We start from the raw sequence: 12,418 nt of genomic DNA on the forward strand, positions 1-12,418 counted from the left end.
CAGGCAATTATCGCGCGCAGGACCGGGTCAGTCAGCTAAGTCGTCGCTGTCCGCGATCCGCCGATTAGCCCGATTCCCGGAGTTGTCCACCCAGCGCAGCACCGGCAGCTGCGAAAGCTCCCGGCGGCGTGCCGGCAGATCGGTGACGTCACCCAGCGAGCGCACCACGGCCTGCGTCAGGCCCATGATGGCGGCCATCACCGGTAGCAGCGGCTGCAACGGCTTTGCCGCCGTGCGAACAGTGCTGATGCGGCGTGCCAAGATCAGGCGTTCGATCGCGTGATACAGCCAGGCGCCGACACCCAGCGCGTAGATCGACATTGCCGAGGCGACAATGGTCAGCCCGTAGGCGGCGCACACCACGGCACCGAGCACCACCGTCGCAGCCAGGACGGCCGCGACCACGACGCGCAGCTCGAGCCGGGTCATCACGCCCCCCCACGCACCGCTTGAGCGGCCGCACGCAGCTGCGGGGTCACCAGCATGACCTGGCCCAGCACCCCGTTGACAAAGCCCGGCGAGTCGTCGGTCGACAGCTCCTTGGCCAGCTGGACGGCCTCGTCGACGACCACCGGCTCCGGCACATCCGCCGCGTGGAGCAGCTCCCATACCGAGACGCGCAGAATGGCGCGATCCACGGCGGGCAACCGGTCCAGCGTCCAGCCCCGCAGATGCGCGGTGATCAGGTCGTCGATGTGGGCGGCGTGTTCACTGACCCCTCGAGCCACCGCGGCCGTGTACGGATGTAGCCGGGCAATGTCGGGCTTCGCTTCGGCCAGCGCGGCACGGGTGTCGACCACCTCGGCCGCGCTGATGCCGCGGACCTCGGCCTCGAACAGCAGGTCCACCGCGCGCTTACGGGCCTGATGTCGTCCGCGAACCGGCTTTCTGTCCGACATCGTCAGGCGTTGACCCGGCCCAGGTAGCTACCGTCGCGCGAATCCACCTTTAGTTTGTCTCCGGTATTGATGAACAGCGGCACGTTGATCTGGGCTCCGGTCTGAAGGGTGGCCGGCTTGGTGCCCGCGCTGGACCGGTCGCCCTGCAAGCCGGGCTCGGTGTGAGTGACCTCGAGCTCGACGGTCACCGGCAGCTCGATGTATAGCGGCACGCCGTTGTGGAACGCCACCTGCACCGGCATGCCCTCCAGCAGGAACCGTGCCGCGTCCCCGACCAGGGCCTCCGGCAGCGGGTGCTGCTCGTAGTCTTGGCTGTCCATGAACACGAAGTCCGAGCCGTCGCGGTAAAGGTAGGTGGTATCGCGCCGGTCGACGGTGGCGGTGTCCACCTTCACCCCCGCGTTGAACGTCTTGTCGACGACCTTGCCCGAGAGCACGTTCTTCAACTTGGTGCGCACGAACGCCGGACCCTTGCCCGGTTTGACGTGCTGGAACTCGGTGATTGTCCACAGCTGGCCGTCGATTACCAGGACCAGCCCGTTCTTGAAGTCAGCAGTGGTCGCCACGTGGGTCTCCTACAGAATGGCCAGTTCTTTGGGGAACCGGGTCAACAATTCCGGGGTCTGCCCGGCGGTTTCAGGCATTTTCGGCGTCCCGCCAGCCACTACCAATGTGTCCTCGATGCGGACACCGCCGCGGCCGGGTAAATAGACACCGGGCTCCACGGTCACCACGGAGCCCGCCAGTAGTGTACCGGCGGATGTGGCCCCGATGCCCGGCGCTTCATGTATCTGCAGGCCAACACCGTGTCCCAGTCCGTGACCGAAGTGCTCGCCGTAGCCGGCGTCGGCGATCAGCTGGCGCGCTGCAGCGTCCACCCCCCGCAGCTCGGCACCCGGCAGCAACGCCTGCCGACCGGCCTGTTGCGCCTCGGCCACCAGCTGATAGATCTCTAGCTGCCAGTCGGCGGCCTTGCCCAACACGAAGGTGCGGGTCATATCGGAGTGGTACCCGGCGACCAGGGCGCCGAAGTCGATCTTCACGAAATCGCCGACCTGCAGCACCGCGTCGGTCGGCCGGTGGTGCGGGATCGCCGAATTGGCCCCGGCAGCCACGATCGTCTCGAATGACACCGCGTCAGCGCCATGATCGAGCATCAGGGCCTCCAGCTCGCGGCTCACCTGCCGTTCGGTTCGGCCCGGCCGCAGGCCGCCGCGGGCCACCAAGTCGGTCAGCGCGGCATCGGCTGCTTCGCAGGCTAGTCGCAGCAGCGCCAGCTCGCCGGCGTCTTTAACCTCGCGCAGTGACTCCACAGTTCCGGATGCCCGCACCAACTCGGTGTTCTTGCCCTCCAGCGCGCCCGCCAAGGCGTCCAGGCCGTCCACCGTGACCACGTGGCTCTCGAAGCCCAGCTTTCCCACGCCGGCCTCGCCGGCCCGGCCGGCCAGGTAGCGCCCGACCGCGCGCTCGATAGCCACTTCGAGGTCGGGCGCTTGCGAGGCGGCCTGAGTGCGGTACCGGCCGTCGGTGGCCAACACGGCATCGCGCTCATCGGCGAACACCAGCAATGCGCCGTTGGACCCGCTGAAGCCTGATAGATATCGCACGTTTATCAGGTCGCTGATCAGCATCGCATCCAACCCGGAGGCAGCGATTTGTGCTTTCAGCTTGTCTCGACGCTGGGAATGTGTCACGACCCTTGACGGTACTCGCTACGCTGAATGCCCATGACTAACTGGATGCTGCGCGGGTTGGCGTTCGCCGCCGCGATGGTGGTTCTCCGCCTGTTCCAGGGGGCATTGATCAACGCGTGGCAGATGCTGTCCGGGCTGATCAGCCTGGTGCTACTGCTGCTCTTCGCGATCGGAGGGGTGGTGTGGGGTGTGATGGACGGGCGCGCCGACGCCAAGGCGAGCCCTGACCCCGACCGCCGCCAAGACCTGGCCATGACCTGGCTGTTGGCCGGCCTGGTAGCCGGCGCGCTCAGCGGCGCGGTGGCCTGGCTCATTTCGCTGTTCTACAAAGCGATCTACACCGGGGGCCCAATCAACGAGCTGACCACGTTCGCGGCCTTCACCGCGCTCATCGTCTTTCTGGTCGGGATCGTCGGGGTAGCCGTGGGCCGGTGGCTGGTGGACCGGCAGCTGGCGAAGGCACCGGTGCGACACCACGGGCTTGCCGCTGAACACGAGCGGGCCGCCGACACCGATGTATTCTCCGCCGTTCGCGCCGACGACAGTCCGACCGGGGAGATGCAGGTCGCGCAGCCTGAGGCACAAACCGCGGCCGTCGCCACGGTCGAACGTGAGGCACCCACCGAGGTGATCCGCACCACCGAAAGCGATACACCCACCGAGGTTATCCGCACCGACACCGAGGCGGACCAGACCAAGCCCGGCGACGAGCCCAAGAAGGATTAACCCTCACGTCCCGACATGCTCAGCTAGGTACCGCAGGGCCAGCAGGTAGCCCTGGATGCCGAGCCCGACGATCACCCCGGTCGCGATGGGGCTGAGGTAGGAGTGGCGGCGGAACTCCTCACGCGCATGCACGTTGGAGATATGCACCTCGATCAGCGGAGCGCTCAGCTCCACGCAGGCATCGCGCAGTGCCACCGACGTGTGCGTCAGACCGCCGGCGTTGAGGATCACGGGTTCGGCCGCATCGGCGGCCTGATGAATCCAGTCCAGCAGCTGGGCTTCGCTATCACTTTGCCGCACAACGGCTTTGAGTCCGAGCTCGGCGGCCTCACGCTCGATCAGAGCGACCAGCTCGTCGTGGGTGGTGCCGCCATAGACGGCGGGCTCGCGCCGGCCCAACCGGCCCAGGTTGGGGCCGTTGATCACGTTCACGATCAGTTCGCTCATGGGGCGCAAACTCCGGCGTAGGCGGTTACCAGCAGACCGGGGTCCGGTCCCACCATTCGGCCCGGCTTGGCCAATCCGTCGAGCACCACGAACCGCAACACACCCGCCCGAGTCTTCTTGTCGCCGGCCATGATTTCCAGCAGCTGGGGCAGCGCGTCCGGGTCGTAGCTGACCGGCAGTCCCAACGAGGACAGGATGGTGCGGTGGCGCTGCGCGGTCGCGTCGTCGAGCCGCCCGGCAAGCCTGGCCAGCTCGGCCGCGAACACCAGCCCCACCGACACGGCGGCGCCGTGGCGCCACCGGTAGCGTTCCCGGCGCTCGATCGCGTGGCCTAATGTGTGGCCGTAGTTGAGGATTTCGCGCAGCTCGGATTCCTTTTCGTCGGCGGCGACCACCTCGGCCTTGACGGTGATCGCGCGCCGGATCAGCTCGGGCAGCACGTCGCCGGCCGGGTCGAGTGCGGCCTGCGGGTCAGCTTCGATGAGATCCAGGATCACCGGGTCGGCGATGAAGCCGGCCTTGACCACTTCGGCCATGCCGCAGATCATTTCGTCGCGTGGCAAGGTTTGCAGCGTCGCCAGGTCCACCAGGACCGCCAACGGCTGATGAAACGCCCCGACCAGGTTCTTGCCGGCGTCGGTGTTGATGCCGGTCTTGCCGCCGACGGCCGCATCGACCATGCCCAGCAGTGTGGTGGGCAGGTGCACAATCGAGACGCCGCGCAGCCAGGTGGCGGCCGCGAACCCGGCGACGTCGGTGGCGGCCCCGCCGCCGAGGCTGACCAGGGCGTCTTTGCGGCCGATTCCGATGCGGCCCAACACCTCCCAGATGAATCCCACGACGGGCAGGTCCTTGCCGGCCTCGGCGTCGGGGATCTCGATGCGGTGCGCGTCGACGCCCTTGCCGGCCAAGCGCTTTCGGATCTCTTCCGCGGTCTCGGCTAGTCCGGGCTGATGCACGACGGCGACCTTGTGCCGGTCGGCCAGCAGGTTTTCCAGCTCGTCGAGCAGGCCGGTACCGATGACCACCGGGTATGGCGGATCGACGGCCACCTGCACGGTCACGGGTGCGCTGATATCGGTCATGTGGCCGCCTCGCTGGGGCTGGGAACCTGCAGCCGCGACAGGATGTAGCGGACCACCGCCCCGGGGTTGCGGCGATTGGTGTCCACTCGCATGGTCGCGACGCGCCGGTACAGCGGTGCCCGCTTGGCCATCAGCGCGCGGTATTTCTCGGCGCGGTCGGGGCCGGCCAGCAGTGGGCGCACGGTGTTGCCGCCGGTGCGGCGCACGCCCTCGGCGGCGCTGATCTCCAGGTAGACGACGGTGTGGCCGGCCAGCGCCGCGCGCACACCGGGGCTGGTCACCGCGCCGCCGCCGAGCGACAGCACACCGTCGTGGTCGGCCAGTGCCGCGCGCACCACGTCCTCCTCGATACGTCGGAACTCCTGCTCCCCGTCGGTGGCGAAGATGTCGGCGATGCTGCGTCCGGTCCGCTGCTCGATCGCGACGTCGGTGTCGAGCAGGCTGACCCCGAGCGCCTTGGCCAGCCGGCGCCCGATGGTGGACTTGCCGGAGCCCGGCAGGCCGACGAGTACCGCTTTGGGTGCCATCTGTTAACCGGAGACCCGCGCGGCCGGTGCTTCGCGGTCGACGACCGTGCGCTGGTAGGCGGCGATGTTACGCTGGGTTTCGGCCAGCGAATCCCCGCCGAATTTTTCCAGCGCCGCCCGGGCCAGCACCAACGCCACCATGGTCTCCACCACGACCCCGGCGGCCGGCACCGCGCACACATCCGAGCGTTGATGGATGGCGACGGCCTCATCGCCGGTCGCCAGGTCGACGGTGGCCAGCGCGCGCGGCACGGTGGAGATCGGCTTCATCGCCGCGCGCACCCGCAGCGGCTGGCCGTTGGTCATGCCGCCTTCGAGCCCACCCGCACGGTTGGTGGAGCGGACGACGCCGTCGGGCCCGGGATACATCTCGTCGTGGGCCTGGCTGCCGCGGCGGCGCGCGGTCTGGAAGCCGTCGCCGATCTCCACCCCTTTGATCGCCTGAATGCTCATCACGGCGGCGGCCAGTTGGCTGTCGAGCCGATGGTCGCCGCTGGTGAACGATCCCAGCCCGACCGGCAGGCCCAGCGCCACCGCCTCCACCACACCGCCGAGGGTGTCGCCGTCCTTCTTGGCCGCTTCGATCTCGGCGATCATCGCGGCTTCGGCGGCCTTGTCGTAGGCGCGTACCGGGCTGGCGTCGATGGTGGGTAGGTCCTCGGCCCGCGGCGGTGGACCGTCGTAGGGTGCCGACGCGCCGATGGAGACCACGTGGGAGAGCACCTCGACGCCCAGCGCCTGCCTCAGGAATGCCCGCGCGACCGTTCCGGCAGCGACCCGGGCGGCGGTCTCGCGGGCGCTGGCCCGCTCCAGCACCGGCCGCGCGTCGTCGAAACCGTATTTGAGCATGCCCGCATAGTCGGCATGGCCCGGCCGCGGCCGAGTGAGCGGGGCGTTGCGTGCGACGTCGGCCAGCTCGGCGGGGTCGACCGGGTCGGCGGCCATCACGGTCTCCCACTTGGGCCATTCGGTGTTGCCGATCTCGATGGCGATGGGCCCGCCCAGGGTGCTGCCGTGGCGTATCCCGGACAGCACGGTCACCGCGTCGCGCTCGAACGTCATCCGCGCACCGCGGCCGTAGCCCAGCCGGCGTCGGGCCAGCTGGTCGGCGATGTCGGCCGAGGTGACGTGCACGCCGGCGACCATGCCTTCGACCACGGCCACCAAGGCGCGGCCGTGTGACTCCCCCGCGGTGATCCAGCGCAACACCTGACCATCTTCCCATGCGTAGGTTTGAACTCCGCACGTCAACGCACCCACTCCGTGCGATCGCGGTGATGTGCGGCTCCCCGGATGCCCCGTTAGCATCCCTGGCGTGGATGTGGCTGAGGGCACCCAGGCCCGGCTGCGGGTCACAGCCGATGGGTTGCAGGCGCTGGCCGGGCGGTGTGCGACCCTGGCCGACGAATTGTCAGCCGCGGTCGAGCCGTCGGGGGCGGTGTTGTCGTGGCAGGCCAACGCGGTCGCGGTGAACGCCGCGCATGCCCGCGCGGGTGCGGCCGCCGCGGCTGTGAGCGCCCGAATGCGGGCCACCGCCACCGCGCTGGGGCAGGCCGCCCGCCGGTACGCGGGCCAGGACACCGCAGCGGCGGCCGCCCTGGGGGCGGTACGCCCGTGGGGGACCCGCTGATGGCTGCGTCGGGGCTGCCGCCGCTGTCGGCGGTGGAGTCGGCGAGCTTTGCGCATCTCAGCGAGGCCGCCGCCTACTGGCGGCGGCTGGCCACGCGGTGGGAGCGCGCCTTCACCGAGGTGCGCGATTCGATGCGCCGACCCGGCGGCACCGACTGGGAGGGCCAGGCCGCGGCCCGCGCCCACTACCGGTCGGCCGTCGACGTGGTGACGATCGGTCGCGCGGTGGACCGGCTGCATGACGCCGCCGCCATCGCCGGCCGCGGGGAAGACCAGCTGGAGGCCAACCGGCGGGCGGTGCTGGACGCTGTCAGCGACGCCCGCCGGGACGGGTTTGCCGTCGGTGAGGATTACACGGTCACCGACCGTTCCACGGGTGGCTCACGCCAGCAGCGGGCGGCGCGTCTGGGCCAAGCCCAGGGGCACGCCGACTTTATCCGGCATCGGGTGGGCGCGCTGCTGGCCACCGACCGCGAAATCGCGACCCGGGTCAGCGCCGCCACCCAAGGCCTCGATGAGCTGGCGTTCGAAGAGGTGCCCGGGGTCGACACCCCGGCCGAGGATGGGGTGCAGGCGGTGGATTTCCGCCAGGCCCCGCCACCGGCAGCTCCCGGGGGCATGTCCTCCGGCGACATCGACGCGATCGACGCGGCCAATCGCGCCCTGCTGCAAGACATGCTGGCGGAATACAGCCGGCTGCCCGACGGGCAGGTGAAAACCGACCGGCTGGCCGACATCGCGGGCATCCAAGAGGCGCTGAGGGTGCCCGACTCGCATTTGATCTATGTGGCCAAGCCGGACGACCCCGCCGACATGATCCCGGCGGTCACCGCGGTCGGCGATCCGTTCACCGCGGATCACGTGTCGGTGACGGTCCCCGGGGTGTCGGGAACCACCCGTCAGACCATCGCCACCATGACCCAAGAAGCCGGCGACTTGCGCCGGGAAGCGCAATATGTCGCCCGCAAAGTAGGCGAGAGCACGAATGTGGCGACGATTGCGTGGGTGGGGTATCAGCCGCCGCCGGTGCTCGCGTCGTGGGACACGGTCGATGATGATCTCGCGCAGGCCGGCGCTCCCAAGTTGGAGGCGTTTTTGCGGGATCTGCAGGCGGGATCGCACAATCCGGGTCACACGACGGCGTTGTTCGGGCATTCCTACGGGTCGTTGCTGTCGGGGATCGCGTTGAAGGATGGCGCCAGTTCACTGGTCGACAATGCGGTGCTGTATGGCTCGCCGGGGTTTGACGCGACCTCACCGGCCAAGCTGGGCATGAACGACCACAACTTCTTCGTGATGACCACACCCGATGACCCCATCCGGTATCCGGCGCGCCTGGCACCCCTGCACGGGTGGGGATCAGACCCCAACGAGATCATCGCCGGATCCCCGGACCGCTACCGCTTCACCCATCTGCAGACCGACGCGGGATCCACTCCGCTGGGTGATCACAAGACCGCCGCCAGCGGGCACTCGCAATACGGCCAAGACCCGCTGCAACGGATGACCGGCTACAACCTGGCGACCATCCTGCTCAACCGGCCCGATCTGGCGGTGCGCGAAAGCCCACAGCAGTGATCGCACCACAACCGATTTCCCGAACGCTCCCGCGGTGGCAGCGCATCGTCGCGCTGACCATGATCGGCATATCAACCGCCCTGATAGGTGGCTGCACCATGGATCACAACCCTGACACATCACGGCGCCTGACCGGCGAGCAGAAGATCCAGCTCATCGACAGCATGCGCAACAAGGGCTCCTACGAGGCCGCCCGGGAGCGCCTAACCGCCACCGCCCGGATCATCGCCGACCGCGTCAGTGCGGCCATCCCGGGCCAAACCTGGAAATTCGACGACGATCCCAACATACAACAGTCTGACCGAAACGGAGCACTGTGCGACAAGCTCACCGCGGATATCGCGCGGCGGCCGATCGCCAACAGCGTAATGTTCGGCGCCACGTTCTCGGCCGAGGACTTCAAGATTGCCGCCAATATCGTGCGGGAGGAAGCCGCCAAGTACGGTGCGACCACCGAGTCGTCGCTGTTTAACGAATCGGCCAAACGCGACTACGACGTGCAGGGCAACGGCTACGAATTCAACCTGGGCCAAATCAAATTCGCCACACTTAACATCACCGGCGATTGTTTTCTGTTGCAGAAGGTGCTCGACCTGCCGCCCGGACAACTCCCCCCGGAACCACCCATCTGGCCGACGACCTCGACGCCACATTGATCGCACCACAACCGGTTCCCCGAACGCTCCCGCGGTGGCAGCGCATCGTCACGCTGACCATGATCGGGTTATCTACCGCGCTGATAGGTGGCTGCACAATGGATCAAAGCCCTGACACATCACGGCGCCTGACCGACGAGCAGAAGATCCAGCTCATCGACAGCATGCGCAACAAAGGCTCCTACGAGGCCGCCCGGGAACGCCTCACCGCCACCGCCCGGATCATCGCCGACCGCGTCAGTGCGGCCATCCCGGGCCAAACCTGGAAATTCACCGAAGATCCCGCCGGGCGAAAGGCCGATCGGGAAGGTTTGTCGTGCAAGGAACTCACCGGCGATATCGCCCGGCGGCCGATCGCCGACGCAGTTATCTTTGGTACTGCGTTCTCGGCGGAGGACTTCAAGGTTGTCACCAATATCGTGCGGGAGGAAGCCGCCAAGTACGGTGCGACCACCGAGTCGTCGCTATTTAACGAATCGGCCAAGCGCGACTACGACGTGCAGGGCAACGGCTACGAATTCCGACTCCTGCAAATCAAATTCGCCACACTTAACATCACCGGCGATTGTTTTCTGTTGCAGAAGGTGCTCGACCTGCCGGCCGGACAACTCCCCCCGGAACCACCCATCTGGCCAACGACCTCGACGCCACATTGATCGCACCACAACCGATTCCCCGAACGCTCCCACGGTGGCAGCGCATCGTCGCGCTGACCATGATCGGCATATCAACCGCCCTGATAGGTGGCTGCACAATGGGCCAAAACCCCGACAAATCACCGCACCTGACCGGCGAGCAGAAGATCCAGCTCATCGACAGCATGCGCCACAAAGGCTCCTACGAGGCCGCCCGGGAACGCCTCACCGCCACCGCCCAGATCATCGCCGACCGCGTCAGTGCGGCCATCCCGGGCCAAACCTGGAAATTCAACGACGACTCCTACGGCCAAGACTTCTATAGAAATGGATCGTTGTGTAAGGAACTCAGTGCCGATATCGCCCGGCGGCCGATGGCCAAACCGGTTGACTTCGGTAGCACATTCTCGGCGGAAGACTTCAAGATTGCCGCCAATATCGTGCGAGAGGAAGCCGCCAAGTACGGTGCGACCACCGAGTCGTCGCTGTTTAACGAATCGGCCAAACGCGACTACGACGTGCAGGGCAACGGCTACGAATTCAACCTGGGCCAAATCAAATTCGCCACACTTAACATCACCGGCGACTGTTTTCTGTTGCAGAAGGTGCTCGACCTGCCGGCCGGACAACTCCCCCCCGAACCACCCATTTGGCCGACGACCTCGACGCCAACCCCGTGAGCACCACCATCGTTGCTGGCGTGATCCAGGGTCACCTGCCGGTGATCCTGCCCACGCGCAGGCGGGCTCGCGATCTCGGGCACACGACGGCGTTATTTCGGGCGCAAACGCTCCAATGCATATATCTCAGTATCGAATACCTATATGTTTGCTCCATGTCTCGGCGTACAACGATCGACATCGATGACATACTGCTGGCCCGCGCGCAAGCGGCGCTCGGTACCACCGGGCTGAAGGACAGGGTCGATGCCGCTTTGCGAGCCGCGGTGCGCTAGTCGGCGCGCACTCGGCTCGCCGCGCGAATCGCCTCGGGTGCCGGCATCGATCGGTCCGAGGCGCTGCTTGCCCAGACGCGTCCCGCGCGGTGATGGTGTTCTGCGTCGACACCAGCGCGTGGCATCACGCGGCGCGGCCGGAAGTTGCGCGCCGATGGTTGGCGGCCTTGTCCGCGGACCAGATCGGCATCTGCGACCACGTGCGGTTGGAGATCCTGTACTCGGCGAACTCCGCTACCGACTACGACGCGCTCGCCGACGAACTCGACGGCTTGGCCCGTATACCAGTCGGTGCCGAAACCTTTACGCGCGCATGCCAAGTCCAGCGTGAGCTTGCCCACGTCGCCGGTCTGCATCACCGCAGCGTGAAGATCGCCGATCTTGTCATCGCCGCGGCGGCCGAACTTTCAGGCACCATCGTGTGGCATTACGACGAGAACTATGACCGGGTCGCCGCCATCACCGGCCAACCTACGGAGTGGATCGTGCCGCGCGGGACCCTTTAACCGCTGATAGGCGCCATCACTGGATGTATGGTGATGTCATGCGGACTCAGGTGACCCTGGGCGCAGAGGAGCTTGAGCTGCTCGATCGTGCCGCCAAGGCGAGTGGCGCATCGCGGTCGGAACTCATCCGACGCGCAATTCACCGTGCCTACGGGACTGGATCCAAGCAGGAACGGCTCGCCGCGCTCGACCACAGCCGTGGCTCGTGGCGAGGACGGGACTTCACCGGCACCGAGTATGTCGACGCCATTCGGGGCGACCTCAACGAACGACTTGCTCGGCTCGGTCTGGCGTGAAGCTGATCGACACCACCATCGCGGTCGACCACCTTCGCGGCGAACCCGCGGCAGCCGTGCTGCTCGCCGAACTGATAAACAACGGTGAGGAGATCGCGGCCAGCGAGCTGGTCCGATTCGAACTCCTCGCCGGTGTGCGGGAAAGCGAACTCGCGGCGCTCGAGGCCTTCTTCTCGGCAGTGGTGTGGACCCTGGTGACCGAGGACATTGCCCGGATCGGCGGACGACTCGCCCGTCGATACCGGTCCAGCCACCGCGGTATCGACGACGTGGACTACCTGATCGCTGCGACCGCCATTGTGGTCGACGCCGACCTGCTCACCACCAATGTGCGCCACTTCCCGATGTTCCCGGATCTGCAGCCGCCGTACTGAGCACTCCCTGGGGCATCAGCCTTGGTCGGCGATGAGTTGTTCGATGAGCTCGACGATGCGCTGTTGGCCGGCGGCGGCCCCGTCCAGCTTGCCTCGCATCTCGGTGAATCCGTCGTCGACTCGACTAAAACGTTCTTCTACGTGACTGAAACGTTCGGTCATCTCTTCCCGCAGGGCGGTGAAATCTTCTCGCAGGGCGTTGAAGCTACCGATTGTGGCTCGCCGGAAGTCGCGGAACTCGCCAACGAACTCCGTGACATCGCGATCGGCCGCGCCGGCTAGCACGCGAGCGGCGGCGGCATCCTGTTCGCTGGCCCGCACGCGGTCAGCCAGCTCACGCACTTGGGATTCCAGCGCGGTGACCCGTTGTTCGAGGTTCTCGGGCAGCACGAGCGAATCCTACCGCGATTC

General features: G+C 67.0%; 18 protein-coding genes and 1 pseudogene. 10 read left to right on the forward strand and 9 right to left on the reverse strand.

Going from position 1 to position 12,418, the window contains the following annotated elements; translation table 11 throughout:
• Positions 1-27: 27 nt before the first annotated feature.
• Genes MCAN_RS13530 through MCAN_RS13545 form a run of 4 tightly spaced genes read right to left on the reverse strand, consistent with a single transcriptional unit; the run spans position 28 to position 2,593 of the window.
• Positions 28-429 carry a hypothetical protein gene (locus MCAN_RS13530; RefSeq protein WP_003412981.1) on the reverse strand — a complete coding sequence of 134 codons (402 nt, stop codon included), beginning with the start codon at positions 427-429 and terminating at the stop codon, positions 28-30.
• Positions 429-899 carry a transcription antitermination factor NusB gene (gene nusB, locus MCAN_RS13535; protein ID WP_003412985.1) on the reverse strand — a complete coding sequence of 157 codons (471 nt, stop codon included), beginning with the start codon at positions 897-899 and terminating at the stop codon, positions 429-431. Before nusB ends, MCAN_RS13530 begins: the two co-directional genes overlap by 1 nt.
• Before the next feature lie 2 nt (positions 900-901).
• Positions 902-1,465: an elongation factor P gene (gene efp / locus MCAN_RS13540; protein WP_003412989.1), complete on the reverse strand. Its 564-nt coding sequence runs from the start codon at positions 1,463-1,465 to the stop codon at positions 902-904.
• Between the two features lie 9 nt (positions 1,466-1,474).
• Complete coding sequence (locus MCAN_RS13545) at positions 1,475-2,593, reverse strand: M24 family metallopeptidase (protein ID WP_014001317.1); 1,119 nt, start codon at positions 2,591-2,593, stop codon at positions 1,475-1,477.
• A gap of 33 nt (positions 2,594-2,626) precedes the next feature.
• On the opposite strand from MCAN_RS13545, the gene MCAN_RS13550 reads away from it, so the two are divergent.
• On the forward strand, positions 2,627-3,319 hold the full coding sequence (locus MCAN_RS13550) for a B-4DMT family transporter (protein WP_003412998.1): 693 nt from the start codon (positions 2,627-2,629) through the stop codon (positions 3,317-3,319).
• Positions 3,320-3,322: 3 nt separating this feature from the next.
• On the opposite strand, the gene aroQ is transcribed toward MCAN_RS13550, so the two are convergent.
• From aroQ to aroC, 4 genes are read right to left on the reverse strand one after another with little or no spacing between them, the layout of a single operon-like run.
• A complete protein-coding gene (gene aroQ / locus MCAN_RS13555) occupies positions 3,323-3,766 on the reverse strand; it encodes a type II 3-dehydroquinate dehydratase (RefSeq protein ID WP_014001318.1) in 444 nt (147 codons plus the stop codon).
• A complete protein-coding gene (gene aroB / locus MCAN_RS13560) occupies positions 3,763-4,851 on the reverse strand; it encodes a 3-dehydroquinate synthase (RefSeq protein ID WP_014001319.1) in 1,089 nt (362 codons plus the stop codon). Before aroB ends, aroQ begins: the two co-directional genes overlap by 4 nt.
• Entirely contained in the window at positions 4,848-5,378 is a 531-nt protein-coding gene (aroK, locus tag MCAN_RS13565; RefSeq protein WP_014001320.1) for a shikimate kinase AroK, read from the reverse strand. Before aroK ends, aroB begins: the two co-directional genes overlap by 4 nt.
• Positions 5,379-5,381: 3 nt before the next feature.
• Complete coding sequence (gene aroC / locus MCAN_RS13570; protein ID WP_014001321.1) at positions 5,382-6,587, reverse strand: chorismate synthase; 1,206 nt, start codon at positions 6,585-6,587, stop codon at positions 5,382-5,384.
• Between the two features lie 106 nt (positions 6,588-6,693).
• Here aroC and MCAN_RS13575 point away from each other — a divergent pair, with 106 nt between their 5' ends.
• The 9 genes and pseudogenes from MCAN_RS13575 to MCAN_RS13615 all read left to right on the forward strand — a co-directional run bounded on the left by MCAN_RS13575 (position 6,694) and on the right by MCAN_RS13615 (position 12,007).
• Entirely contained in the window at positions 6,694-7,008 is a 315-nt protein-coding gene (locus MCAN_RS13575; protein ID WP_015288321.1) for a hypothetical protein, read from the forward strand.
• Between the two features lie 296 nt (positions 7,009-7,304).
• A pseudogene (locus MCAN_RS13580) lies at positions 7,305-8,455 on the forward strand (alpha/beta hydrolase family protein).
• Between the two features lie 126 nt (positions 8,456-8,581).
• The gene (locus MCAN_RS13585) at positions 8,582-9,241 is read left to right on the forward strand and encodes an LppA family lipoprotein (RefSeq protein ID WP_014001324.1); all 660 of its coding nucleotides are present in this window, start codon (positions 8,582-8,584) and stop codon (positions 9,239-9,241) included.
• Positions 9,238-9,897 carry an LppA family lipoprotein gene (locus MCAN_RS13590; RefSeq protein ID WP_014001325.1) on the forward strand — a complete coding sequence of 220 codons (660 nt, stop codon included), beginning with the start codon at positions 9,238-9,240 and terminating at the stop codon, positions 9,895-9,897. Before MCAN_RS13585 ends, MCAN_RS13590 begins: the two co-directional genes overlap by 4 nt.
• On the forward strand, positions 9,894-10,556 hold the full coding sequence (locus tag MCAN_RS13595) for an LppA family lipoprotein (protein ID WP_014001326.1): 663 nt from the start codon (positions 9,894-9,896) through the stop codon (positions 10,554-10,556). Before MCAN_RS13590 ends, MCAN_RS13595 begins: the two co-directional genes overlap by 4 nt.
• Positions 10,553-10,831, forward strand: coding sequence for a type II toxin-antitoxin system VapB family antitoxin (locus MCAN_RS13600; protein ID WP_003901422.1), 279 nt, complete (start codon positions 10,553-10,555; stop codon positions 10,829-10,831). The genes MCAN_RS13595 and MCAN_RS13600 overlap by 4 nt, the downstream gene beginning before the upstream one ends.
• A gap of 92 nt (positions 10,832-10,923) precedes the next feature.
• Complete coding sequence (locus MCAN_RS13605; RefSeq protein WP_003413164.1) at positions 10,924-11,337, forward strand: PIN domain nuclease; 414 nt, start codon at positions 10,924-10,926, stop codon at positions 11,335-11,337.
• A gap of 38 nt (positions 11,338-11,375) precedes the next feature.
• Complete coding sequence (locus MCAN_RS13610; protein WP_014001327.1) at positions 11,376-11,633, forward strand: ribbon-helix-helix domain-containing protein; 258 nt, start codon at positions 11,376-11,378, stop codon at positions 11,631-11,633.
• Positions 11,630-12,007, forward strand: a complete 378-nt coding sequence (locus MCAN_RS13615) for a type II toxin-antitoxin system VapC family toxin (RefSeq protein ID WP_003413174.1) — start codon at positions 11,630-11,632, stop codon at positions 12,005-12,007. Before MCAN_RS13610 ends, MCAN_RS13615 begins: the two co-directional genes overlap by 4 nt.
• Before the next feature lie 15 nt (positions 12,008-12,022).
• On the opposite strand, the gene MCAN_RS13620 is transcribed toward MCAN_RS13615, so the two are convergent.
• Positions 12,023-12,397 (reverse strand): hypothetical protein, encoded by a 375-nt coding sequence (locus MCAN_RS13620; RefSeq protein ID WP_003413177.1) that lies wholly within the window; start codon positions 12,395-12,397, stop codon positions 12,023-12,025.
• Between the last annotated feature and the right edge of the window lie 21 nt (positions 12,398-12,418).

The organism is Mycobacterium canetti CIPT 140010059, assembly GCF_000253375.1.
In the GTDB taxonomy this organism is placed as follows: Bacteria; Actinomycetota; Actinomycetes; order Mycobacteriales; family Mycobacteriaceae; genus Mycobacterium; species Mycobacterium tuberculosis.

Bases quoted from the DNA above. Each gene is read 5' to 3' on its own strand.
- MCAN_RS13530 (WP_003412981.1), bottom strand. From the start codon at position 429: ATGACCCGGCTCGAGCTGCGCGTCGTGGTCGCGGCCGTCCTGGCTGCG.
- aroQ (WP_014001318.1), bottom strand. From the start codon at position 3,766: ATGAGCGAACTGATCGTGAACGTGATCAACGGCCCCAACCTGGGCCGG.
- aroB (WP_014001319.1), bottom strand. From the start codon at position 4,851: ATGACCGATATCAGCGCACCCGTGACCGTGCAGGTGGCCGTCGATCCG.
- nusB (WP_003412985.1), bottom strand. From the start codon at position 899: ATGTCGGACAGAAAGCCGGTTCGCGGACGACATCAGGCCCGTAAGCGC.
- aroK (WP_014001320.1), bottom strand. From the start codon at position 5,378: ATGGCACCCAAAGCGGTACTCGTCGGCCTGCCGGGCTCCGGCAAGTCC.
- MCAN_RS13550 (WP_003412998.1), top strand. From the start codon at position 2,627: ATGACTAACTGGATGCTGCGCGGGTTGGCGTTCGCCGCCGCGATGGTG.
- MCAN_RS13610 (WP_014001327.1), top strand. From the start codon at position 11,376: ATGCGGACTCAGGTGACCCTGGGCGCAGAGGAGCTTGAGCTGCTCGAT.
- MCAN_RS13605 (WP_003413164.1), top strand. From the start codon at position 10,924: ATGGTGTTCTGCGTCGACACCAGCGCGTGGCATCACGCGGCGCGGCCG.